This is a genomic window from Stappia sp. ABD4_338, assembly GCF_056312175.1.
Genome location: NZ_CM149982.1, coordinates 3,820,001 through 3,843,365, shown reverse-complemented (window position 1 = coordinate 3,843,365; position 23,365 = coordinate 3,820,001). Strand labels below are relative to the sequence as shown.

General features: G+C 64.2%; 22 protein-coding genes. 16 read left to right on the top strand and 6 right to left on the bottom strand.

The genetic code is table 11. The features are described from left to right. The first annotated feature begins 6 nt into the window (after positions 1-6). The 5 genes from ACYX4S_RS17190 to ACYX4S_RS17170 all read left to right on the top strand — a co-directional run bounded on the left by ACYX4S_RS17190 (position 7) and on the right by ACYX4S_RS17170 (position 6,008). Complete coding sequence (locus ACYX4S_RS17190; RefSeq protein WP_476361080.1) at positions 7-573, top strand: hypothetical protein; 567 nt, start codon at positions 7-9, stop codon at positions 571-573. Continuing rightward, complete coding sequence (locus ACYX4S_RS17185) at positions 570-1,490, top strand: ABC transporter permease (protein WP_476361079.1); 921 nt, start codon at positions 570-572, stop codon at positions 1,488-1,490. Before ACYX4S_RS17190 ends, ACYX4S_RS17185 begins: the two co-directional genes overlap by 4 nt. Further along, a complete protein-coding gene (locus tag ACYX4S_RS17180; protein WP_476361078.1) occupies positions 1,487-2,650 on the top strand; it encodes an ABC transporter permease in 1,164 nt (387 codons plus the stop codon). Before ACYX4S_RS17185 ends, ACYX4S_RS17180 begins: the two co-directional genes overlap by 4 nt. Positions 2,651-2,684: 34 nt before the next feature. Continuing rightward, positions 2,685-3,665 (top strand): ABC transporter substrate-binding protein, encoded by a 981-nt coding sequence (locus tag ACYX4S_RS17175; RefSeq protein WP_422070021.1) that lies wholly within the window; start codon positions 2,685-2,687, stop codon positions 3,663-3,665. Between the two features lie 219 nt (positions 3,666-3,884). Further along, positions 3,885-6,008, top strand: a complete 2,124-nt coding sequence (locus ACYX4S_RS17170) for a methyl-accepting chemotaxis protein (protein ID WP_476361077.1) — start codon at positions 3,885-3,887, stop codon at positions 6,006-6,008. A gap of 98 nt (positions 6,009-6,106) precedes the next feature. Here the strand turns inward: ACYX4S_RS17170 and glpD are convergent, their stop codons facing one another. Together glpD and ACYX4S_RS17160 are read right to left on the bottom strand one after the other, a co-directional pair. Beyond that, entirely contained in the window at positions 6,107-7,633 is a 1,527-nt protein-coding gene (gene glpD / locus ACYX4S_RS17165; RefSeq protein WP_476361076.1) for a glycerol-3-phosphate dehydrogenase, read from the bottom strand. Next, positions 7,630-8,448, bottom strand: coding sequence for a DeoR/GlpR family DNA-binding transcription regulator (locus tag ACYX4S_RS17160; RefSeq protein WP_476361075.1), 819 nt, complete (start codon positions 8,446-8,448; stop codon positions 7,630-7,632). The genes glpD and ACYX4S_RS17160 overlap by 4 nt, the downstream gene beginning before the upstream one ends. 217 nt (positions 8,449-8,665) lie before the next feature. Here ACYX4S_RS17160 and ACYX4S_RS17155 point away from each other — a divergent pair, with 217 nt between their 5' ends. The 7 genes from ACYX4S_RS17155 (at position 8,666) to ACYX4S_RS17125 (ending at position 15,274) form a co-directional block, all read left to right on the top strand. Next, positions 8,666-10,402 (top strand): ABC transporter substrate-binding protein, encoded by a 1,737-nt coding sequence (locus tag ACYX4S_RS17155; protein ID WP_476361074.1) that lies wholly within the window; start codon positions 8,666-8,668, stop codon positions 10,400-10,402. A 141-nt stretch (positions 10,403-10,543) separates the two neighbouring features. Beyond that, positions 10,544-11,611, top strand: a complete 1,068-nt coding sequence (locus ACYX4S_RS17150) for an ABC transporter ATP-binding protein (protein ID WP_476361073.1) — start codon at positions 10,544-10,546, stop codon at positions 11,609-11,611. 15 nt (positions 11,612-11,626) lie between these two features. Further along, on the top strand, positions 11,627-12,703 hold the full coding sequence (locus tag ACYX4S_RS17145) for an ABC transporter ATP-binding protein (protein WP_476361072.1): 1,077 nt from the start codon (positions 11,627-11,629) through the stop codon (positions 12,701-12,703). A 15-nt stretch (positions 12,704-12,718) separates the two neighbouring features. Continuing rightward, positions 12,719-13,582 carry a carbohydrate ABC transporter permease gene (locus ACYX4S_RS17140; RefSeq protein ID WP_293717647.1) on the top strand — a complete coding sequence of 288 codons (864 nt, stop codon included), beginning with the start codon at positions 12,719-12,721 and terminating at the stop codon, positions 13,580-13,582. 14 nt (positions 13,583-13,596) lie between these two features. Next, the gene (locus ACYX4S_RS17135; RefSeq protein ID WP_293717649.1) at positions 13,597-14,397 is read left to right on the top strand and encodes a carbohydrate ABC transporter permease; all 801 of its coding nucleotides are present in this window, start codon (positions 13,597-13,599) and stop codon (positions 14,395-14,397) included. A gap of 25 nt (positions 14,398-14,422) precedes the next feature. Beyond that, entirely contained in the window at positions 14,423-14,737 is a 315-nt protein-coding gene (locus ACYX4S_RS17130; protein WP_476361071.1) for a DUF2160 domain-containing protein, read from the top strand. A gap of 144 nt (positions 14,738-14,881) precedes the next feature. Continuing rightward, positions 14,882-15,274, top strand: coding sequence for a Rap1a/Tai family immunity protein (locus ACYX4S_RS17125; RefSeq protein ID WP_476361070.1), 393 nt, complete (start codon positions 14,882-14,884; stop codon positions 15,272-15,274). A gap of 80 nt (positions 15,275-15,354) precedes the next feature. Here ACYX4S_RS17125 and hemA read toward each other — a convergent pair whose 3' ends face one another. Continuing rightward, the gene (gene hemA / locus ACYX4S_RS17120; protein ID WP_476361069.1) at positions 15,355-16,575 is read right to left on the bottom strand and encodes a 5-aminolevulinate synthase; all 1,221 of its coding nucleotides are present in this window, start codon (positions 16,573-16,575) and stop codon (positions 15,355-15,357) included. 267 nt (positions 16,576-16,842) lie between these two features. On the opposite strand from hemA, the gene trpS reads away from it, so the two are divergent. From trpS to ACYX4S_RS17105, 3 genes are all read left to right on the top strand, one after another. Continuing rightward, complete coding sequence (trpS, locus tag ACYX4S_RS17115) at positions 16,843-17,919, top strand: tryptophan--tRNA ligase (protein ID WP_476361068.1); 1,077 nt, start codon at positions 16,843-16,845, stop codon at positions 17,917-17,919. A gap of 154 nt (positions 17,920-18,073) precedes the next feature. Beyond that, a complete protein-coding gene (locus ACYX4S_RS17110) occupies positions 18,074-18,565 on the top strand; it encodes an MmcB family DNA repair protein (RefSeq protein WP_476361067.1) in 492 nt (163 codons plus the stop codon). Between the two features lie 111 nt (positions 18,566-18,676). Continuing rightward, on the top strand, positions 18,677-19,648 hold the full coding sequence (locus tag ACYX4S_RS17105) for a glycosyltransferase family 2 protein (RefSeq protein ID WP_476361066.1): 972 nt from the start codon (positions 18,677-18,679) through the stop codon (positions 19,646-19,648). Between the two features lie 186 nt (positions 19,649-19,834). Here ACYX4S_RS17105 and ACYX4S_RS17100 read toward each other — a convergent pair whose 3' ends face one another. Next, positions 19,835-20,389, bottom strand: coding sequence for an ActR/PrrA/RegA family redox response regulator transcription factor (locus ACYX4S_RS17100; protein ID WP_476361065.1), 555 nt, complete (start codon positions 20,387-20,389; stop codon positions 19,835-19,837). Positions 20,390-20,426: 37 nt separating this feature from the next. Further along, positions 20,427-21,878 carry an ActS/PrrB/RegB family redox-sensitive histidine kinase gene (locus tag ACYX4S_RS17095; RefSeq protein WP_293717665.1) on the bottom strand — a complete coding sequence of 484 codons (1,452 nt, stop codon included), beginning with the start codon at positions 21,876-21,878 and terminating at the stop codon, positions 20,427-20,429. A 213-nt stretch (positions 21,879-22,091) separates the two neighbouring features. On the opposite strand from ACYX4S_RS17095, the gene secB reads away from it, so the two are divergent. Continuing rightward, complete coding sequence (gene secB / locus ACYX4S_RS17090) at positions 22,092-22,583, top strand: protein-export chaperone SecB (RefSeq protein ID WP_293717667.1); 492 nt, start codon at positions 22,092-22,094, stop codon at positions 22,581-22,583. A gap of 83 nt (positions 22,584-22,666) precedes the next feature. On the opposite strand, the gene ACYX4S_RS17085 is transcribed toward secB, so the two are convergent. Beyond that, a complete protein-coding gene (locus ACYX4S_RS17085; RefSeq protein ID WP_422070264.1) occupies positions 22,667-23,017 on the bottom strand; it encodes a DUF2852 domain-containing protein in 351 nt (116 codons plus the stop codon). Between the last annotated feature and the right edge of the window lie 348 nt (positions 23,018-23,365).

The window sequence follows — 23,365 nt, the reverse complement described above, 5'->3', positions numbered from 1 at the left end:
AACGTGATGCAGTTTGAGGTCCCGACGTCGTCCAGAGTGAGCGTTGACCGGGTTCCCGAGGGGACGAGCATCACTGTTCGGGCCAAACGGCGCACTTTCCTCATGGCCTTTCTTCTGTTCTGGCTTTGCGGCTGGACCATGGGCGGTTTTGCCGCCGCAGGAGCGCTTGTCTCCGGAGGAGCGGATGGTAAGGCCTCTCTATTTCTCCTTGTCTGGCTGGGAGCCTGGGCGCTTGGCTGGCTCTATGCCGCTGCGACCTTGTTTTGGATGTTTGCCGGTCGGGAAATGCTTGTCGTCAGCCGCGCAGGCATAACCAAGACCGTTTCCATTCCGATCCTGTCACGATCATGGCACTACAATCCCGCGCATGTAGCCCGTGTGCGCAGGCATCAGACTGAGCAGCAGGTATTCAGCCCAAGGGCCTTCGAAAACCCCCTTGGCGCGAATGGAGGCGTCGCATTCGACTACGGCCACAAGACCGTGACCTTCGGCACGTCGATTGACGATGCAGAGGCAAGACTGATCATCGAGGCGCTCAACAGTGGCCTCGGGCGCAGGGAGGAGGCGGCATGAGCGATACAGCCCTCACGGCGCCGGTTCGTTCGCCCTTTGCCGGCCTCATGCGCGGCACGACCGGTCCGGTGATCGTTGTCGTCGCGACGATCATTGCGGTCTGGTATCTCGCGGCGGTGCTGCTCAACACGCCGTTCCAGCGTGACATGTACAAGCGCGGCGGCCAGGAGAACGTCTCCGTGGCGCAACTCGTTGCCGACACGCTGGCGCAGGAGCGGCCCGTGATGCCGGCGCCGCATCAGGTGGCCGTGGAGATCTGGAACACCACGGTCGAAAAGAAGATCACGTCCAAGCGCAGCCTCGTCTATCACGCGCAGGTGACGCTCTCCTCGACCCTGCTCGGCTTCGTTTTCGGTACACTGCTCGGCATTCTCCTTGCTGTCGGCGTGATCCACAGCCGGGTGCTCGACAAGTCGCTGATGCCCTGGGTGATCGCCTCGCAGACGATCCCCATCCTCGCCATCGCTCCGATGATCATCGTGGTGCTCAACGCGATCGGCATCTCGGGCCTGCTGCCCAAGGCGCTGATCTCCACCTACCTCTCCTTCTTCCCGGTCACTGTCGGCATGGTGAAGGGACTGCGCTCGCCCGAGAGGATCGAGCTGGACCTGATGAAGACCTATTCGGCCTCAGCCGTCGAGACCCTTTGGAAGCTCCGCCTGCCCTCGGCCATGCCCTATCTCTTCGCCTCGATGAAGGTGGGCGTGGCCGCGAGCCTCGTGGGTGCAATCGTCGGCGAACTGCCGACGGGCGCGGTCGAGGGGCTCGGCGCGCGCCTGCTGACAGGCAGCTACTACGGCCAGACCGTGCAGATCTGGTCGGCGCTGATCGTCGCCGCGACACTGGCCGCCCTGCTCGTCGCCGCGATCGGGTGGGCCGAGAAGCTTGTCCTGAAACGCATGGGGATGGCACGATGAGCGCGCGCGTGCAGCTTGGGATGCGGCGGTTTTCGCCCGTGCCCTCCGCCCTTGCCTGGCTCGGACTGCTGTGCGGCCTCGTCGTCTGGCTGCTGCCCCTGCTGTCGGGGGACGCGGGCAGTGCAGGGCTCCTGTCTCAGCCGATGCTGGCCGGTCTTGCGTTTTCCGCTCTGGCGATCCTGGCGCTGCACCGCTTCTCGCGCCAGGGCTTCGGCCAATATGCGGCGCTGGTTCTGGCGGCGGCCTCGCTCGGGCTTGCGCAGATGCTTGTCCGGGTGATTTCGGACCATCCGGGCGACGCGGGTCCGGGGTTCTGGCTTCTTGTCGTCATGGCGTGGGCCATCGCGTGGTTGCAGGTGGAGGAAATGGCGGCCCTGTCGCCGCGCGGCGAGGTGGCGCGGCGCGCGCTCGACCTCGCGGTCCCGCTGGCATTCGGTGTCTGGCTGCTGATCCTGTGGCAGCTTCTCGTGACAGGCTTCGCCGTGCCCAAGGTGCTTCTGCCGCCGCCGTCCGACATCTGGGCGAGGGGCATGGCGTCCCTGCCGCAGCTCTGGGCCGATTTCCGCCAGACCTTCCTGAAGGGCGTGCTGATCGGCTATGCCATCGGCTGCGGTTCGGGCTTTCTGGTGGCGCTCCTTGCGGACAGGGTCGACTTCCTGCGCCGTGGCCTTCTTCCGGTCGGCAATCTCGTGTCCGCCCTGCCGATCATCGGCATCGCGCCGATCATGGTCATGTGGTTCGGCTTCGACTGGCCTTCGAAGGCCGCCGTCGTGGTGGTCATGACCTTCTTCCCGATGCTGGTGAATACGGTGGCGGGACTGGCGGCCGCGGGCCGGATCGAGCGCGACCTCATGCACACCTATGCGGCAAGCCATGCCCAGACGCTCGTCAAGATGCGCCTGCCGCTTGCCATGCCCTTCGTTTTCAATGCCTTGAAGATCAACTCGACGCTGGCGCTGATCGGCGCCATCGTTGCGGAATTCTTCGGAACGCCGATCGTCGGCATGGGCTTTCGCATCTCATCGGAGATGGGACGCATGAACGTCGACATGGTCTGGGCGTCGATTGCCGTCGCAGCCCTGGCCGGATCGCTGTTCTATGGATTGGTGGCGCTCGTCGAACGGGCCGTCACGTTCTGGCATCCGTCAGTCCGGGGATAACGGGCGGCGGGGCCGACACCAGAGGGAGCTTGTGATGAGAAAGACAGTGCTTGGCGCCGCTGTGGCGCTCGCGTTCGGCCTTGGCGGAGCACACGCTGCCGACGAGGTGACCCTTCAGCTCAAGTGGGTCACCCAGGGTCAGTTCGCCGGTTACTACGTGGCGAAGGACAAGGGCTTCTACGATGAGGAAGACCTCGACGTCACGATCAAGCCCGGCGGCCCGGACATCGCGCCGCCGCAGGTGATCGCCGGAGGTGGCGCCGATGTCATCGTCGACTGGATGCCCTCCGCGCTCGCCAGCCGCGAGCGTGGCGTGCCGCTTGTCAACATCGCCCAGCCGTTCAAGAAGTCGGGCATGATGCTGACCTGCCTGAAGGAGACGGGCGTGACCTCGCCGGACGATTTTCCCGGTCGCACGCTGGGTGTCTGGTTCTTCGGTAACGAATATCCCTTCCTGGCCTGGATGAGCAAGCTGGAGATCCCGACGGAAGGCGGCGAGAAGGGGGTGACGGTCCTCAAGCAGGGCTTCAACGTCGATCCCCTGCTGCAGAAGCAGGCAGACTGCATCTCCACCATGACCTACAACGAGTACTGGCAGGTGATCGACGCCGGCATTCCGGAAAGCGAACTGATCGTTTTCAAGTATGAGGACCAGGGCGTCGCGACGCTTGAGGACGGCCTTTACGTTCTCGAGGAGAACCTGTCCGATCCCGCGTTCGTCGACAAGATGGCCCGCTTCGTGCGCGCTTCGATGAAGGGGTGGGAATACGCTCGCGAGAATCCGGACGAGGCCGCCGAGATCGTTCTGGAGAACGACGCGACGGGTGCCCAGACCGAAAAGCACCAGAAGCGGATGGTTCGCGAGATCAACAAGCTCACCGAGGGCAGCGACGGGACGCTCGACATGGCCGACTACGAGCGCACGGTCGAGACGCTGCTGAGCGGCGGTTCGGATCCGGTCATCACCCGTCGTCCCGAGGGCGCGACGACGACGGTTGTTACCGACAAGATGTGACGTCGCGAGACGGGACGAGATGCGAAGGCCGGCGGAACATTCGCCGGCCTTCGTGTTTTTGTATTGATAAAATTGGATAATTACATGTCGGGAGGCCGTTCCTGAGTAAAGATTCAGATTCGATTGCTTTGTTTACCTAGCGGTATCAAATTTTGGATTATCACTTTTGACAGGGGCGCGAGCAGTCGGCTGGGCGTCCGTGCAGACTTGGTGGTGCCCATGCTGAAGAACGCAAGTATCACGGCGAAGCTCGTCGTCACGAGCAGCATTGTTCTGGTTGTAACCCTCTTTTGCGGAATCGCCATTATCGCGTGGCAATCATCGCGCGTTGCACGCGATATCGCGGTCGGCGAGGCAAGGGCGGTTGGCGAGCGCGAAGCGCAGTCAATCCGGCGGCAGCTCGAGGCTGGTCTGACGATCACCAAGAGCATGGCTGCGAGCATGACAGCGCTCAAGGCCTCCGGAGACGTCGACAGGAATGCCTGGACCGCCATCATTCGCGAGACGATGAAGGGCGAGAAGAATCTCTCGGGCGCCTGGGGTGTTGTCGTCACGGATGACCTTGACGGGCGCAACGCCGATTTTGCCAATGCAGACAACATGCACGACGCCACCGGCCAGTGGCGCCCCTATGTGTTCCGTAATCCTGACGGCAGTTTCGGCGAACGTCCCACGGGAGAGGTCACCGACGCGTCCGGTAATGTAAGCGATGCCGCCGACAAGGAGTGGTTCTCTCGTACCTACCGATCGGGAAAGATGTTCGCGACGGAGCCCTATACGTGGCCTGTCGGCGACACGACCGCGATCGGCGTCTCCATGTCCGCCCCCATCATGAACGGTGGCAAGATCCTGGGCGTGGCCGGTATCGATGTCTTCGCCACCGGCTTTTCCGAGCAGCTCGCCACCATTCGCCCGCTTGGGACCGGCGAGGTTTCTCTCGTGTCCCAGCAGGGTACATGGGTGGCCCATCCCGATACGGACCTGATCGGCAAACCTTTCGCAGAGGCCTTTGACGCGACGCGCGAAACCGGGCTTGCCTCGGCCATGGAGGCCGTTCGCGAGGGGCGGGAGGTTGACTACACGGGCTGGTCCCCGGCTCTGGAAGAGGACGTGCAGCGGATCATCATTCCGGTCCGGATCGGTGAAACGGGGCAGACCTGGTCCGTGCTCGTCACCGTTCCCATGTCGAGCCTCATGGTTGCCTCGAACACCATCGTGGCCTGGATCGTGGGTGTCGGCCTGGTCCTGCTCGTCATGGTCTCCGCCGCGCTTTACATCGTTGGTCAGCGCGTCATCCGCAGGCCCGTCGAGCACACGCTCGGGCACATCCAGTCGCTCATCGATGGGGACTATTCGGTCGAGATCGATACGGCCCGTCGCGCTGACGAGATCGGGCGCATCGGCAAGGCCCTCGAGGTCTTCCGGGATCAGGCTGCGCGTGCCGAGGAACTGTCGGCGGAACAGGAAAAGGAGCAGCGCCGTCGCCTTGCGCGCGCCGAGGCGGTGGCCAAGCTAACCGCGGACTTCGACGCCTCCGTGGCGCAGCTTCTCCAGTCGGTCTCTCATTCTGTCGTGAACCTCAACACGGCGGCGGGAGAACTGACGGGTGCGGCCGAAGACACCAGCCACCAGAGCACGGCGGTGGCTGCGGCTTCCGAGGAAGCGTCCTCCAATGTCGGGACGGTGGCGGCGGCGGCCGAGGAACTCTCCGCCTCGGTGTCCGAAATCTCGCGCCAGGTGCGCTCTTCGGCCGACATTGCCGAAAGCGCGGTGGCGCAGGCACAGCAGACCAATGCCAGGATCGAGGGCCTGTCGAGCGCGGCCAGCCGGATCGGTCAGGTCGTCAAGCTGATCAACGACATTGCCGAGCAGACCAATCTGCTGGCGCTCAATGCGACCATCGAGGCCGCCCGCGCCGGCGAGGCGGGCAAGGGCTTCGCGGTCGTGGCGGCGGAAGTGAAGGAACTCGCGACACAGACCTCCAGGGCCACCGAGGAGATCGTCGCGCAGATCCAGCAGGTCCAGGGCGAGACCGACGGCGCCGTGGAGGCGATCCGCGAGATCTCGCGGACCATCGAGGAGATCAACAAGATCTCCGGCGATATTGCCGCCAGCGTCGAGCAGCAGGGCGCCGCGACCAACGAGATTGCCATGAACGTGCAGGAGGCGACGAGCGGAACACAGGACGTGTCACGCAACATCGCCGGCGTTTCCAGGGCAGCCCAGCTGACCGGGAACGTCGCGGTGCGCATCCGCTCCGACGCAGAGGTCCTGCAAAACGAGGAAGAGCGGCTGCGCAAGAGCGTGGAAAGCTTCCTGAGCGACATTCGCGAAGCGAGCTGAGCCGCCCGGCCTCGGCATCGCGGTGTTCACATGAACAGAGGGCGCGTTCTCGTGAACGCGCCCTCTGTCGTGTCTTGAATACAAGGCGACGGCCTGTCTCAGGCGACCTTTGCCAGCCGCTCGGTCATGAAATGCACCAGTCGCGCCGCTCCGGCTTCATCGACGGCAAGGCCGAGCTTGGAACGCCGCCACAGCACGTCCTCGGCGGTGCGGGCCCACTCGTTGTCCATCAGATACGCGACTTCGCGTGCGCTCAGTCCGGCGCCGAACGTCTCGCCGAGATCCTCAGGTGCGTTCACGCCGTCGAGAATGGTCCGGGCCCGTGTTCCATAGGCATGAGCCATGCGGGTGATCAGCTTGCGATCGAGCGCCGGATGGGCGCGGGCCAGGTCCTCAACGAGGTCGTCAAATCCGGTTGTCGGGAAATCGCCGCCAGGCAGCGCCGGCTTGCTTGTCCAGGCAGCGCCTTTCGTCCCGATGGCCTTCTCCACGAGCTCCATCACGGAAAGCGCCAGCCGGCGATAGGTGGTGATCTTGCCGCCGAAGATATTGACCAGCGCGGGATCCTCGCCCGTGTCCTGGTCGAGCTTCAGGACGTAATCGCGGGTCGCCTCCTGAGCCTTTGAGGCGCCGTCGTCAAAGAGCGGACGCACGCCGGAGTAGGTCCAGACCACGTCGTCACGGGTGATCGACGCCTTGAAGTACTCGCCAGCGGCGGAGATGAGATAGGCAATCTCGTCCTCGCTGGCCCGAACCTTCGCCGGATCGCCGGTGTAATCCCGGTCGGTGGTGCCGATCAGCGTATGGTCGCCTTCGTAGGGGATGGCGAAGACGATACGCCCGTCGCCGTTCTGGAAGATGTAGGCGCGGTCATGATCGAAGAGCTTGCGCACGACGATGTGGCTGCCCTGAACAAGGCGCACGTTGCGCACGTCGTTGCGCTTCATGGCCGTGTGAAGCACGTTGTCGACCCATGGGCCGGCCGCGTTGACCAGCATTCTTGCGCGGACATGTCGGACCTCGCCGCTTTCGGTATCGGTCAGGCCGACATGCCACAGTCCGTCCTTGCGCTCGGCTGCGGTGACCTGCGTGCGGGTGAGGATCATCGCGCCCCGGTCGGCGGCATCCCGGGCGTTGAGAGCGACGAGACGGGCGTCGTCCACCCAGCAGTCGGAATATTCGAAGGCGGTCGAGAAGCCCTCCTTCAGCGGGGTGCCGGCCGGGTTCTGGCGGAGGTCCAGCGTCTTCGTCGCCGGAAGCAGCTTGCGCCCGCCGAGATGATCGTAGAGGAACAGGCCGAGCCGCAGCATCCAGCGCGGCCGCAGCCCCTTCTGGTGCGGCAACACGAAGCGCAGCGGGCGGATGATGTGCGGAGCGATGGACCACAGGAGCTCGCGCTCGCTCAGTGCTTCGCGCACGAGACGAAACTCGTAGTACTCGAGATAGCGCAATCCGCCATGGATGAGCTTGGTCGACCAGGACGAGGTGCCGCTGGCGAGATCGTTCATTTCCGCAAGGCACACGGAATAACCGCGTCCGGCCGCGTCGCGGGCGATGCCGCAGCCGTTTATGCCGCCGCCGATGATGAGGATGTCGAAGGGGGGGGCTTCGTCTTGCGCCGTCATTGCGCCAGGTCTCCATTCAGGTTCGTTTCGGCCGGGGCGTCCTCCTCGTCCTGGCCGGCGATTTCGATGCGCACGCCGTGCTCGCGGCAGATCTCCACCACGGACGGGGGCGGCGCCTTGTCCGTGACGAAGATGTCGATCTCGGAAATGTGGGCGATGCGCACGGGCGCACTGCGCTGGAACTTCATGGAGTCGGCGACGAGCAGCACCTGCCGGGCATGGGACAGGATCTCGCGGGAGACCCGGACCTCCCGGAAGTCGTAGTCGAAGATCGTGCCGTCCGTGTCGATCGCCGAGGCGCCTATGACCGCATAATCCACCTTGAACTGGCGGATGAAATCGACCGTCGCCTCGCCGACGATGCCGCCGTCGGAGGCGCGCACCTGACCGCCGGCGATGATGACCTCCACCGCCGGCGCGGTGCGCAGGATGTTGGCCACGTTGATGTTGTTGGTGATCGCCATGATGCCGTCATGCTGGCGCAATGCGCGCGCCACCTGCTCGGTGGTGGTGCCGATGTTGAGCATGATCGAGGCGTTGTCCGGAACCAGGGCCGCGGTGCGGTCGCCGATCAGGCGCTTCTCGTCGGAGGCGATCTGGCGTCTCGCGTCATAGGCATAGTTCGCGATGCCCGAGGGCAGGACCGCGCCGCCGTGTACGCGCTGCAGCATGCCGCGCTCGCACAGGTCGTTCAGATCCTTGCGGATTGTCTGCGGGGTGACGCTGAACTCGTCGGCGAGCGAGTCCACGTCCACGCGTCCCGTTCGGCGTGCCCTGTCGAGTATCTCGGCCTGCCTGGGCGAAACCGGATCCATTGCGCGGCCTCTCCTGGAGATATTTCGTTTTCTTTCGTATTTTTGCCAGTTCGCGCGCGTCATCAGCTCGTGAGGTGATGAAGGCGCGAAACTGCTCGGATTTTGCCCATCTTGCGCAAGGAATGGCAAGTTCGTTTTCGAGTTGACGTTCGTTTTTTTTCGTTTGATAGTCAAAGGGCAAGTTTGCTTGGGAGCTTACTTCAGGGAGGAGATATTCATGCGCAAGGATATGCGAGCGGCCGTAGCGGTCGTTGCGCTTCTTGTCACTTCCCCTTCGGCGTTTGCCGGAACGGAAGAGGCGAAGAAGTGGATTGACGAGGAATTCCAGCCGTCTGCCCTTACCAAGGAGGAGCAGCTCGCCGAGATGGAGTGGTTCATCAAGGCGGCGGAGCCCTTCCAGGGCATGGAAATCAACGTGCTGTCGGAGGGCATTCCGACCCACGAGTACGAGTCCCGCACACTCACCAAGGCGTTCGAGGACATCACGGGCATCAAGGTCAACCACCAGATCCTGGGCGAGGGCGAGGTCGTCCAGGCGGTGCAGACGCAGATGCAGACGAACCGCAACCTCTATGACGCCTATGTGAACGATTCCGACCTGATCGGAACGCACTCGCGCCTTCAGCAGGCGGTCAACCTGAGCAAGTGGATGGAGGGCGAGGCGAAGGACGTGACGTCGCCGACGCTGGATCTCGCCGACTTCATGGGCAGTTCCTTCACCACGGGCCCGGACGGAGATCTCTATCAGCTTCCCGACCAGCAGTTCGCGAACCTCTACTGGTTCCGCAAGGACTGGTTCGACCGGGAGGACCTCAAGGCGCAGTTCAAGGAGAAGTACGGCTACGACCTGGGCGTTCCGGTCAACTGGTCGGCCTACGAGGACATCGCTGAGTTCTTCACCGAGGACGTGAAGGAGGTCGACGGCGTGCGCGTCTATGGTCACATGGACTACGGCAAGCGCGCGCCCGATCTTGGCTGGCGCATGACCGATGCGTGGCTGTCCATGGCCGGCGCCGGATCGCCGGGCGAACCGAACGGCCGTCCCATCGACGAATGGGGCATCCGCATGGAAGAGGGGTCGTGCAACCCGTCGGGCGCGTCCGTGTCCCGTGGCGGCGCGACGAACGGCCCGGCCGCCGTCTACGCCATCCGCAAGTGGGATGAGTGGCTGCGCAAGTATGCGCCTCCGGGTGCTGCCGACTACGACTTCTACCAGTCGCTCCCGGCGCTCAGCCAGGGCAATGTCGCCCAGCAGATCTTCTGGTACACCGCGTTCCTGGCCGACATGGTCAAGCCGCGTTCGGAAGGCAACAACACGGTCGACGAGGAAGGGACGCCGCTGTGGCGCGCCGCACCGAGCCCGCATGGCCCCTACTGGGAGGAAGGTCAGAAGGTCGGCTACCAGGACGTGGGATCCTGGACGATCCTCAAGTCCACTCCGACCGACCGGGCCAAGGCCGCATGGCTCTACGCCCAGTTCGTGACCTCCAAGACCGTCGACGTGAAGAAGAGCCATGTCGGCCTCACCTTCATCCGCGACAGTTCCGTGCGTCACGAGAGCTTCACCGAGCGTGCGCCGAAGCTCGGTGGCGTGGTCGAGTTCTACCGCTCGCCCGACCGGGTGCGCTGGTCGCCGACGGGCATCAACGTGCCTGACTACCCCAAGCTGGCGCAGCTCTGGTGGCAGCAGATCGGTGACGTGAACTCCGGCACCTTCACGCCGCAGGAGGCCATGGACCGTCTCGCCAGCGAGATGGACACCATCATGGCCCGCATGCAGCGTGCCGACGAGGCCAACAACACCTACGGCGGGTGCGGCCCGCGCCTGAACGAGCCCAAGGACCCGTCCGAGTGGCTGGGCAAAGGCGGTGCCAAGGCCAAGCTCGACAACGAGAAGCCTCAGGGCGAGACGATCAACTACGACGATCTCGTTCAGCGCTGGGCGGAGAACTGATCCCTCCCGCGTGACAAGGCCGGCCCGGGGCTTCGCGCCCCGGCCGTGCCGTGCGCGGCGGCGCCACCGTAGTCCGGGTATCATGCTCCGGATGAGACGCCGCCTGTGCCACCACGAACCCACGAGACAGGGCAGCGTCACATGTCGCTAGAACTGAGGCAGGTCGCCTTGCGCGTCGGCGCCGAGACCCATATCCACCCGACGGATCTGGTCTGCGAGCCCGGCAGCTTCAACATCCTGCTTGGCACCACGCTTGCCGGAAAGACCACGCTGATGAAGCTGATGGCCGGGCTCGAGCGCCCGACCTCCGGCCGGGTGCATTTCCAGGGACAGGACGTGACCGGCGTCTCGGTGCGCCATCGCAACGTGTCGATGGTCTACCAGCAGTTTATCAACTACCCCAACATGAGCGTCTACGAGAACATTGCCTCGCCGCTGCGGGTGGCGCGGATGGACGAGGCGGAGATCAAGCGCCGGGTCGGAACCATGGCCGAGCTTCTCAAGCTGTCGGCCATGCTCGACCGCAGGCCGGCGGAACTGTCCGGCGGTCAGCAGCAGCGTACCGCGATGGCGCGCGCGCTGGTCAAGGATGCGGACCTCGTGCTCCTCGACGAGCCGCTGGCCAACCTGGACTTCAAGCTGCGCGAGGAGTTGCGGGACGAGCTTCCCCGCCTCTTCGCCGACCGGGACTGCATCGTGGTCTATGCGACGACCGAGCCGGTGGAGGCGCTGCTCTTCGGCGGACACACCGCCTGTCTCTTCGAGGGGCGCGTCACGCAGTTCGGGCCCACGGGCGACACCTACCGCGCGCCCACGGATCTCACCAGCGCGCAGGTTTTCTCCGATCCGCCGATCAACGTTGTTGCCGCCCGCAAGGAGGGCGGACACGTGAGGCTTCCGGGAGGCGAGACCTTCGATGCCTCGGGAGGCTTCGCGGGCCTTGCGGATGGCGACTACGTCCTCGGACTGCGGCCGCACCACGTGTCGCCGGTTCCCGCCGGCACGACGCCGGTCGCGGTGGAGGGGGATGTTCTGGTGACCGAACTGTCGGGCTCCGAAAGCATCATTCATTTCACCCTGCACGGCGAGACCTGGGTCAGCCAGTCGCACGGTATTCACCCCTTCGAGGTCGGCACGCGCCAGCGCCTTTATGCCGACGTGTCCAGGGCGCTTGTCTTCGCTCCCGACGGCACGCGCATCGCGACCTGAGCCGAGGAAACGATCATGGCAAGAATCCTTCTCGAGGGTCTCGGACACGCCTACCGACCCGATCCGCAGACGGACGATGACTGGGCGCTGAAGCGGCTCGACCTGGAATGGGAGGGCGGCGGGGCCTATGCGCTGCTCGGTCCCTCGGGCTGTGGCAAGACCACGCTCCTGTCGATCATCTCGGGTCTTCTGCGCCCGACCGCAGGCCGGGTGCTCTTTGATGGTGAGGATGTCACCGCGCTGCCGCCGGACCGCCGGCACATCGCGCAGGTGTTCCAGTTCCCCGTCGTCTACGACACGATGTCGGTCTACGACAATCTCGCCTTTCCGCTGCGCAATCGCGGTGTTGCCGAACGTGAGGTCGATGCCCGCGTGCGCGAGATCGCCGGCATGATCGATCTCACGCACATGCTCGACCGGCGCGCGTCGGGGCTGACCGCGGACGGCAAGCAGAAGATCTCGCTCGGGCGCGGTCTCGTGCGTTCCGATGTAAACGCGATCATGTTCGACGAACCGCTGACCGTCATCGATCCGCACCTCAAGTGGCAGCTTCGCTCAAAGCTCAAGGAGCTTCACCAGCGGGTGCGCACGACGATGATCTACGTCACCCACGACCAGACGGAGGCCCTCACCTTTGCAGACAAGGTTGTGGTGATGAACCAGGGCCAGGTGGTGCAGATCGGAACGCCGGTGGATCTCTTCGAGCGTCCGAACCACACCTTCGTTGGCCACTTCATCGGTTCTCCGGGCATGAACGTCCTGCCGTGCGAGGTGTCTTCGGGACGGGTGCATGTGGCGGGCAGGGCACTCGATCTGGGCTCCTCCGGAGCCCCGGAGGCGGGAGGACGCCTGGAAGTCGGCGTCCGCCCGGAATTCGTGTCGCTTGCGGACGGGGAAGGCGAGGGGCGCCTGCCGGCCCGCATCGTCAAGGTTTCGGATGCCGGGCGCTACAACGTGGTCGAGGCGGATGTCGAGGGGCTCGGCGTCAAGCTGCTCGTCGCCGAGGGCGTCGAAATCCCGGGCGAAGGAGCCTGGCTGTCCTTCGACCCCGAGCACACGGCCGTCTATCGCGACGGCTGGATCACCGGCTGAGGCGGGGAGAGACCCATGAACAAGACCTTCGACAACCGCGCCTGGCTCTTTGTCCTTCCCGTCGTGGCGCTCGTCGCCTTCAATGCCATCATCCCGCTGATGACGGTGGTCAACTATTCCGTTCAGGAGACATTCGGAGACAACGTCTTCTTCTGGGCCGGCGTGATGTGGTTCGAGCAGGTGCTCACCTCGGAGCGCTTTCATGACGCGCTTTTCCGCCAGCTCGCCTTCACCTTCACGATCCTCCTGATCGAGATTCCGCTGGGCATCGCCATCGCGCTGACCATGCCGCGCAAGGGGCCCTGGGTGCCGGTCTGCCTCGTGTTGATGGCACTGCCGCTGCTCATCCCCTGGAACGTCGTGGGGGCAATGTGGAACATCTTCGCGCTGCCCGACATCGGCCTGCTTGGGCGCACGCTCAATGCCATCGGCATCGACTACAATTTCACCCGCCAGCCGGGAGATGCCTGGTTCACCCTGATCCTGATGGACGTGTGGCACTGGACGTCGCTCGTGGTCCTCCTGTCCTATGCCGGACTGGTGTCGATCCCCGACGCCTACTACCAGGCGGCCAAGATCGATGGTGCGAGCCCGGTCGCCATCTTCCGCTACATCCAGCTTCCGAAGATGAAACGGGTGCTCACCATCGCCGTGTTGCTGCGCTTCATGGACAGCTTCATGATCTACACCGAACTTTCGGTGCTCACCGGCGGCGGTCCCGGCAACTCCACGACGCTTCTGTCCATCGATCTCGTCAAGATCGCGCTGGGCCAGTTCGACCTCGGGCCGGCGGCAGCCATGTCGCTGATCTACTTCCTCATCATCCTTGCGCTGAGCTGGGTGTTCTACACCCTGATGATGCGCAGCGAGCAGCAGTGACGAAAGGTCTTGTCATGACCCGTGCCAGCCGTTTCGTTCCGGCCCTCTACATCCTGTTCCTGCTTCTGCCGATCTACTGGCTCGTGAACATGTCGTTCAAGACGACCAACGAGATCCTGGGCACCTTCACCCTGTTCCCGAACGAGTTCACGGTGGAGAACTACGTCAAGATCTTCACGGATCCGACGTGGTACATGGGCTATGTGAATTCGCTCACCTATGTGGCGATTAACACGGTTATCTCGGTGCTGGTCGCCCTGCCGGCGGCCTATGCCTTCTCGCGCTACCGTTTCCTGGGCGACAAGCACCTGTTCTTCTGGCTGCTGACCAACCGCATGGCGCCGCCCGCGGTCTTCGCTCTGCCCTTCTTCCAGCTCTATTCCGCCGTCGGCCTGTTCGATACGCCGATTGCCGTGGCGCTGGCGCACACGCTGTTCAACATTCCGCTCGCCGTATGGATCCTGGAGGGCTTCATGTCCGGTGTGCCCAAGGAACTGGACGAGACCGCCTATGTGGACGGCCATTCGTTCTGGTCCTTCTTCGTGAAGATCTTCGTGCCGACGATTGCCGCCGGCATCGGCGTTGCCGCCTTTTTCTGCTTCATGTTCTCCTGGGTGGAATTGCTGCTCGCCAAGACGCTGACCTCCGTGGATGCCAAACCCATCGCGGCGGTCATGACGCGAACGGCCAGCACGTCCGGTTACGAACTCGGACTGCTGGCGGCGGCCGGGACGCTGACAATCATTCCCGGCGCCTTCGTCATCTATTTCGTGCGCAACTACATCGCCAAGGGCTTCGCGCTCGGTCGCGTGTGAGCACACAAGACAAGGGAGTTCTGCCATGGGCCTGAGCTGGATGGCGTGGACCGGACCAACAGCCGCCTTCTTTCTCTTCATCGCGGGCTGCTTCGTGGTCATGTCGGTCTGGGAATACAGGCAACCCGGTGGCGGACCCCGCCACGGGGTTCTCGGGCTCGACACGACGCGCGGCGACCGATTGTTCATCTCGCTGCTCGGCAGCGCGTTCATCTTCCTGGCATGGCTCGGGTTTGTCGGTCCGCCGGTGCTTGGCGCGCTGGGGCTTGCCGGCCCCTTCCTGTGGGCGCCGTTGGGTGTCGCGGTTCTTTACGCCTTCGCGGTCTTCCGCTGGGTCTGAGGACCCCGGCGAGCCCGGCCAACGCCTTGTTGAGCCTGCCGACTCGGGCGAAGCTTCGCGCAGCGCCACGACGTGCAAGGCGAGGATGCGGGGATGCGGCAGGCTTGGATACGCGATGGTCTTTCGGGTGGGCGTGCGCGCGCCGTGCGTTCTCTTCTGAACGTTGGTTGCGCGGTTCTGGCCCTGGGGCTTCTTGCAACTGGTCCCGCCTTGTCCGAGGTGGACGGTGAAGTGAGCGGGAAGGGCTGGCAGACCGGCGCGCAAATCGAGGCGGTCTGCAGCGTGGAACCGGAGCGCAATGCTATCGCGCTTACCTTCTGCCTCGGCTACCTGCAGGGCGCGCTCGACGCCTTCCTGCTTGGCCGCGCCAATTGCATTCCGGAGGATATCGATGCCAACGGTCTGCGCGCGGCGGTTCTGGAGCATGTGCGCCGGCATCCCGACCGGGCCGGGAAGATCCGGGGGCCGCTTCTCGTCTATGATGCCTTCCGTGAGACTTGGCCGTCGTGTGCCCACATGCCCGGGATCGGTCGCTGAGGGGAATGCCCCCGACAGCAAAAGGCGCGCCGGACCCAGTCCGGCGCGCCTTTGAGACTGAATCCAGCCCTGGAAAGGGTTCAGGCTACCGCGCGGGCAAGCGCGCACTGGCTCCACAGCGACTCCAGCGACCGCACCAGATGATCGATGTCACCGTCCGTGTGCAGCGGCGAAGGTGTGATGCGCAGGCGTTCCAGGCCCTTGGGCACGGTTGGATAGTTGATCGGCTGAATGTAGATGCCGAAGGTGTCGAGCAGGATGTCCGAGATCATCTTGCACTTAACCGGATCCTTCACCATCACCGGAACGATGTGGCTCGGATTCTCCAGATGCGGGATGCCGACACGGTCGAGGCTGCGCCGCACCTCCTCGACGCGGTCGCGCTGACGCTGGCGCAACTGCTCGCCCCCGTCCGACTTGAGGAAGGCGATGGAGGCCTGTGCGCCGGCGGCGAGAGTGGGCGGCAGCGAGGTCGTGAAGATGAAGCCCGAGGCATAGGAGCGCACGAAGTCGCAAAGCGCCTCGGAGGCGGCGATGTAGCCGCCCATCACACCGAACGCCTTGCCCAGCGTGCCCTCGATCACGGTAAGCCGGTCCATCAGCCCTTCGCGCTCGGCGACACCGCCGCCGCGCGGGCCATAGAGGCCGACCGCATGAACCTCGTCGAGATAGGTCATCGCGCCGTACTTGTCGGCGATATCGCAGATTTCCTTGATCGGAGCGATGTCGCCATCCATCGAATAGACGGATTCGAACGCGATGAGCTTGGGCCGCCCCGGCTCGATTTCGGCGAGTTGGCGTTCCAGATCCTCGATGTCGTTGTGCTTCCAGATGCGCTTCTCGGCACGGGAGTGGCGGATGCCCTCGATCATCGACGCGTGATTCAGCGCGTCGGACAGCACGACGCATCCAGGCAGCATCCCGGCAATGGTACCGAGCGCCGCCCAGTTCGAGACGTAGCCGGACGTAAAGAGAAGGGCGGCTTCCTTGTCGTGCAGGTCCGCAAGCTCGTTCTCAAGCAGAACGTGGTAGTGATTGGTGCCTGAAATGTTGCGTGTTCCGCCCGCGCCGGCGCCGCATCGCTCGATCGCCTCATGCATCGCGCCGGTTACGACCGGATGCTGTCCCATGCCCAGATAATCGTTCGAACACCAGACGGTGACGTCCTGGGTGCCTTCGCTCGTGTGGCGCGTGGCGCGCGGAAACTGTCCCGCCTGACGCTCGAGATCGGCGAAAACCCGGTAGCGGCCTTCCTTGTGCAGTCCATCGATCTTGCTTCGAAAGAAGCTTTCGTAATCCATCGGGGCCTCCGGGACATTGGCCTTCTCACCGGGCCAACCGTCGGCTCCGGGGGAAGTTTCAGTCATCCGCAAATTAGTTTCATTCCAGTTTATAGACCAGGGAGCAAGGGCGAGTGAATTGGGAATATGCCTGAGGGGGCATTTCGACGCACTCGCCCCTTGTTGTTTCAGCCTTCTTCCTTGCGTTGCAGGGGCTGCTTGTCCATAAGTCCGCCACGGGCAGAGTGAACCGCCCGCCATTCATGGTCAAATTCGGGAGATGGAACGTTGAGCCAGTTCCAGCCGCGCGTGTTCTCGGGCGTCCAGCCCACCGGCAACCTGCATCTCGGCAACTATCTCGGGGCTATCTCTCGGTTCGTGCCGCTGCAGGACGAGATGCCGACGATCTACTGCGTCGTCGACCTGCACGCGATTACGGTGAAGCACGACCCCGCCGTCCTGACGGCGAACACACGTGAGGTGACCGCCGCCTATCTCGCGGCGGGTATCGATCCCGGGAAAGCGATCATCTTCAACCAGAGCCAGGTCCGCGAACATGCGGAGCTTGCCTGGATCTTCAACTGCATCGCACGCATGGGCTGGCTCAGCCGCATGACGCAGTTCAAGGAGAAGGCCGGCAAGAACCGCGAGAATGCCTCGGTGGGCCTGTTTGCCTACCCGACGCTGATGGCGGCCGACATCCTGGCCTACCGCGCGACCCATGTGCCGGTTGGCGACGACCAGAAGCAGCATCTGGAGCTCACCCGCGACATCGCGCAGAAGTTCAACAACGACTTCGCCGACCGGATCAAGGAACTCGGACTTGGTGTGCCCAACCCGACGCCGAGCCCGGAACTGCCCGACGAGCTGTTCTTCCCGCTCACCGAGCCCATGATCGCCGGTCCCGCGACCCGCATCATGTCGCTGCGTGACGGCACCAAGAAGATGTCGAAGTCGGATGCCTCGGACCTGTCGCGTATCAACCTGCGGGATTCCGCGGATGAGATCGCCAAGAAGATCCGCAAGGCCAAGACCGACCCCGAGCCGCTTTCGAGTGAGCTGGACGGGCTCTCCGAACGTCCCGAGGCGCTCAACCTGGTGGGCATCTATGCCGCGCTTTCGGGCCGAACGAAGGAAGAGGTGCTTTCGGAATACGGCGGGCAGCCCTTCTCCGTGTTCAAGCCGGCGCTGGCGGATCTCGCGGTCGACAAGCTGGCGCCGATGACGGACGAAATGAACCGGCTTCTCGCCGACGAGACCCATATCGACGGCATTTTGCGCGAGGGTGCGGGGCGGGCCTCGGAAATCGCCGCCCCGGTGCTGCGCGACGTGCGTCGCATCATGGGGTTCCTCGAGGGGCGTTGAGAGCGGGGCCGAGACGCCTCCGTGTCTCTTGAGGAAAACCGCCAGGGGTCGTGCCGTGCAAACGGTGCGGCCCTTTTTTTGCAGGTGGGTTGTTGCGCAGACCGCAAGCGCAGGTTTAGTGTGCTGCCGGAACAAATAACGAACTTGTGGCCTCATGACCGACAACAGGGTGAGACTTGATGATCCGCTGAGTGATGGCCGGCAGTCGGAAACGGCAATGCGGGTGTGGCGCGGGGCGGCACGGATGCTTCGTCAGGCAGGGTTTTCATGTCTTGGGGAGCTGCCCCTGGCGTCCGGGCGCCGGGCGGATCTGGTCGGCATGTCCGCGAAGGGTGAGATCTGGATCGTGGAGGTGAAATCCTCGGTTGCGGACCTGCGTGCCGACGGAAAATGGCCCGATTACAGGGTCCATTGCGACCGGTTGTTTTTCGCAACCCATCCCGATGTTCCGGCCGATATTTTCCCTGTCGAGGCCGGGCTGATCCTTTCGGACGGCTATTTCGCCGAGATTTTGCGCGATGCCCCCGAACACCGGTTGACCGCGGCCACGCGCAAGGCCGTGACCTTGCGCTTCGCGCAGGCTGCGGCCAATCGCTTGCACCTGCTGCATGACCCGGGGCTTGCCGGGATGGAGCAGGGGCGCTAACCGAACCGGAACGGCTTCCGGTCGCGACGGCGAGAGCCATGACGGTGACATGGTCGCAAGGCAGGATTGTGCGGGAGACGCGTCGATGCGGGAAGGCGGGGAAGGGAGGCGATGAGCGCGGACACCCTGGTGACCTCCCCGGAATTGCAGGCATCGGACGGGACGGGTTTGCGTGCGCTCGTCTGTGTCGCGATCTGCACCTGTGATCGGCACGGATCGTTGCGTGACACCCTGACCTCTCTTTTGTGCCAGAGTGCGGGTACCGGCTTTCAGGTCATTGTCGTGGACAATGGCCGCGACCCGGCCGGAGCCGTGGTGGAGGAGTTTCGCGACAGGCTTGACCTCGTCTACGAGCGGGTGGTCGAGCCGGGCCTCACGGCGGTGCGCAATCGCTCCCTGTTCCTCGCGCGCTCCAGCGGCGCACGCTTCGTCGCCTGCATCGATGATGACGAGATCGCTGATCGCGACTGGCTTCGGTGCCATGTCGAGGAGGCGGAGCGCTTTGGCGCGGATATCCAGACGGGGTTTGTCGAACCGCGATATCTGGGCGACCCGCCGGACTGGATCGTGTCCGGCGGGTTCTTTGTCGTGGACATGGATATCGCGACCACCGCCAACCTGCTTCTGCGAGTGGCTGTGCTGCCGGACAACGAAGCGGAGTGGTTTTCGCCGGCCTACGCCGTGACGGGTGGCGAGGATCACGAGTTTCTGAACCGGCTCGCCCGCGGTGGCGCCAGAATGCGGTTTGCCAGGACGGCCCGGGTGATCGACATGCTTCCGGCCGAGCGGTTGACTCTGCGCTTTATTCTACGCAGGGGGTTGCGTGACGGCGTCTATTTCGGGCTATGGGCTCGTCAGGAACATGCATCGCTTGTCCGTAGAACTGGTGTTTGCCTTCGCAAGGCGGGCGCGAAGCTCGGGTATGCGCTCAACCACCTTTTTTGGTCGCCTTGCGCCCCCTGGCGTGCGCGCAAGGCCGGGATGGACCTTGCGACCGCGCTGGGAATCGTGATCGGCCTTGCTGGCGTGAGGGTGCGTTTCTACGGCCACGCCGTTGCCGGCCCCCAGGGAGTGTCCCCCTAAACGAGACGGGTCCGGTTTTTTTAAGACTGGCAACGCTGTTGTGCGGCCCTGGCGGGCAAATCCCGAAGGGACGTGAAAACGGTTTCAATCCGGGGCGTCGAAGCCCCTGGCCGGGCGGACGGTCCGCACGGCGCGCTTTTCCTTGCCGTTTTCACGCCGGACATGCCCCGTTCATGGGACCACACCCTAGCGGGGCGCGCGCTTGGCCAGGATGCGCTGGAGCGTGCGCCGGTGCATGTTGAGCCTGCGGGCTGTCTCGGAAACATTGCGGTCGCAAAGTTCGTAGATCCGCTGGATATGCTCCCAACGCACCCGGTCGGCGGACATCGGGTTTTCCGGCGGGCTTGCTTTCTCCTCGTCCGAACTTGTCAGTGCGGCAAGCACGTCGTCCGCGTCCGCTGGCTTCGCGAGATAATCGACCGCGCCGAGTTTCACCGCTGTCACCGCCGTTGCGATGTTGCCGTATCCCGTGAGCACGACGACACGGGCTTCCGGACGACGGCTGCGGATCGCTTCGACCACGTCGAGGCCGCTGCCGTCCTCCAGGCGCATGTCCACCACCGCGAACTCGGGCGCGACGATGCGCAGCTTGTCGAGGGCTTCACGCACGCTGTCGGCGGTCTCGGTGATGAAACCCCGCTTTTCCATGGCTCGCGCGAGGCGCTGCTGGAACGGCCGGTCGTCATCGACGATCAGCAGGTTGCGCGTGGCGCCCGTCTCACTGTCAACTTCGTCTGTCATTCCTGTCGTCCGCACCTGTCGCTCTGTGTCGCCTTCGTTATATGGGGGATTTTCGTTCAGGCAAATCCGCAGCCGGTCGTTCACTGTTCCCCTGAGCGCTCCGATCAGGAAACACGCCGCCCTCGCCTGGCCATGTCGCGGGTTCGCCGGCCCCGCCCCTGGTCCACGAGACGCTTACCACGGCGCCGTGGGCGGGCGGTGTCCTGTTGCGCAGGCGAAGTGTCGCGCCCGTGCGCTCCAGGAGCGTTTTGGCAATGAAGAAGCCGAGACCGAGCCCGCCGCCTCGCGCGCCCTGGCCCGGGCGCTCGTCCCGTGTCTCGCGACCGTCGCGCGAGGCACGACGCGTCACATAGGGCTCGCCGAGCCTGGTGATGACGTCAGCGGCAAAACCACGGCCATCGTCCGCCACCTCTATGGTGAGATGCGTGCGGGTCCACCGGGCCGTGATGGTGACCCTGGAGCTTGCGAAGTCTATGGCGTTTTCTAGGATGTTGCCGAGGCCGTAGTGGATCGCCGGATTGTGCAGTCCGGTCGGCTCCGCGCCCTCGCCGCGACTGTCGATGACAATGTCCACGCCGAACGCCCGGCAGGGCTCGACCACCTGATCGAGGAGATGGGAGAGCGGCTCTCCCCGGAAATGCCGGTCGCGATCGTCGGAGAGAGAAGACAGTTTCGAGAGGATCTCGCGGCAGCGTTCGGCCTGGGACAGGATCAGCTCGATGTCCTCGCGCAGGGTCTCGGGTTCGGCCGTTGGAACATCGCCGCGTCCGCGCAGGTCGTTGGCGAGCTCCTTGGCCGTCAGATAAACGGTGGCAAGCGGTGTACCGAGTTCGTGGGCGGCTGCCGCCGCCAGTCCGTCGAGCGCGTGAATATGCTGCTCGCGGGCAAGAACCAGCTCGGTCGCGGTAAGGGCGTCTGAAAGCTGGCGTGCTTCTTCCGCCACCCGGAAAGCATAGACGCCCATGAACCCGAGGGAGCAGATCAGCGCGGTCCAGACTCCGAGGGCATAGAGGCGCGGCAGCGCGAACGTCTGCCCCTCCGGCCATGGGAGTGGCAGGTGGACATAGGCCAGAAGCGTGGCGATCGCCCCGGCAAACAGGCCGAGGTAGAGTGTCTTGCGCGCGGAAAGTCCGGTGGCCGACACCATGACGGGGGCCAGAAGCAGGAAGGCGAAGGGATTGCCGAGGCCGCCGGTCAGCAGAAGCAGGCCGCCCATCTGCGCCAGGTCATAGGCAAGCTGTACCGTCGCCATGCGTTCCGAGAGACGCCGTGTCTGGGGCGAGCGGATCTTGAGCAGGATGTTCAGCCAGGCCGAGGCGGCGACAAGGGCGATGCATGCGCCGAAGGCGAACGGGTAGGCGAGGACGAACTGGACGACAAGCAATGCCGCCGTCTGGCCGGCGACCGCCATCCAGCGCAACCGCACGAGCGTGTCGAGCTTGAGGCGCCGGTGCGCGGATCCGCTTTCGGCAATGGTCGTCTCTGACATGAAAGGCGTCTCCGCAAGGGGAAGGAAAGTCGCCGGCCCGCGGCGCTTCGCAACCGGCAGCCCGGTTGTGCCGTTCGTGCGCCCGGACGTCAATCAGACCTTGTCTTGCCAGTCTGGCCCGTGCTAGCCAGCCTCACGAGTTGCCGCAGCGCTCCGCCCGGGCGCGCGGCGGGGAATTTGCAGGACATTGCACCGTCAGGACAGGAAACCAGCATGAGCGATACCAATGACGCGGCCGAAGGCCAGGTGAACCAGGCCGGTGGCGCGCCGGGGATGAGCATCATCGCCCAGTACATCAAGGACCTGTCCTTCGAGAATCCCAACGCGCCGCAGTCGCTGCAGCCCAGCGAGCAGCCCAAGCTCGACATCAACGTCAATGTTGGCGCGCAGCCGATGAGCGACGACCAGTTCGAGGTTGTCCTGACCCTCACGGCGAACGCCAAGACGCCAACCATGACCGTCTTCGCGATCGAGCTGGTCTATGCCGGAGTGTTCCGTGTCGTGGGCGTGCCGCAGGAGCACCTGCATCCCTTCGTGCTCATCGAGTGCCCGCGGATGCTTTTCCCCTTCGCGCGCAACATTCTCGCCGAGGCGTCGCGCAACGGTGGCTTCCCGCCGCTCATGCTCGACCCGATCGACTTCGCGGCTCTCTATCGCCAGAACGCGGAGCAGGCTGCGCAGCAGGACCCTTCGCGTCCGAACTGATATCTCCGGTTCTTGAGAACCGGATACGAAAAAGCCGCGGAGCGATCCGCGGCTTTTTTCGTTTCGCAGGTTGCCTGTGTGTGTCAGGCGTCGGGATAAGGCGGACGTGCGTGTCCGCGTTCGGCCATGAAGCGGTCGAACTCCTCCTGATCCTTCTTGCGGCGCAGCTCCTGAATGAAATCGTCGAAATCGGCGCGCATGGCATCGATCCGGCGGCGTTCCTCCTCCAGGCGGCGCAACTCGCGGTCACGATAGGAGTCGAAGGCGCTGTTTCCGGTTTCGCCCCGTAATCCGCCGGCGAGGCCGCGACCCATGGGCGATGTACGCATCTGTTCGCGCATCTCGCTGAAAGATCCCCGCAGGCGGTCGCCCCAAAGAATGTAGGCCAGCATGGCAAGGCCGAGCGGCCAGGCGAAGATGAAGCCGAGCACCATCAGGCCGATGGTAAGTGGAGACCAGCCCGGGCGCAGGCCGCAGGACCGTTTCCGGCCGGCGTGCTCCGCACCGCTGTCGAAGGTGGTGGTTGTGGTCATGACAATCCTCTCATGTGCCAGGAACACCTAATGAGGTGGTGACGTGCACGGCAGCTTTCAAGCCGAATGCAGCGCGGGGCCACTCCAACGGACGCGATTGCGGTCCGCAGCATAACGCGTCCGTATTGGAGACAAGAGACGAGGGACACGCCGTGCTCTCGCATAGGATGGGGCTCTGCCCGGATGCCGGCTGACGCGGTGCGGGCGGTTTCAAGGGCTCTAGGCTTGGGCATGTGGGGAGAGGGGATG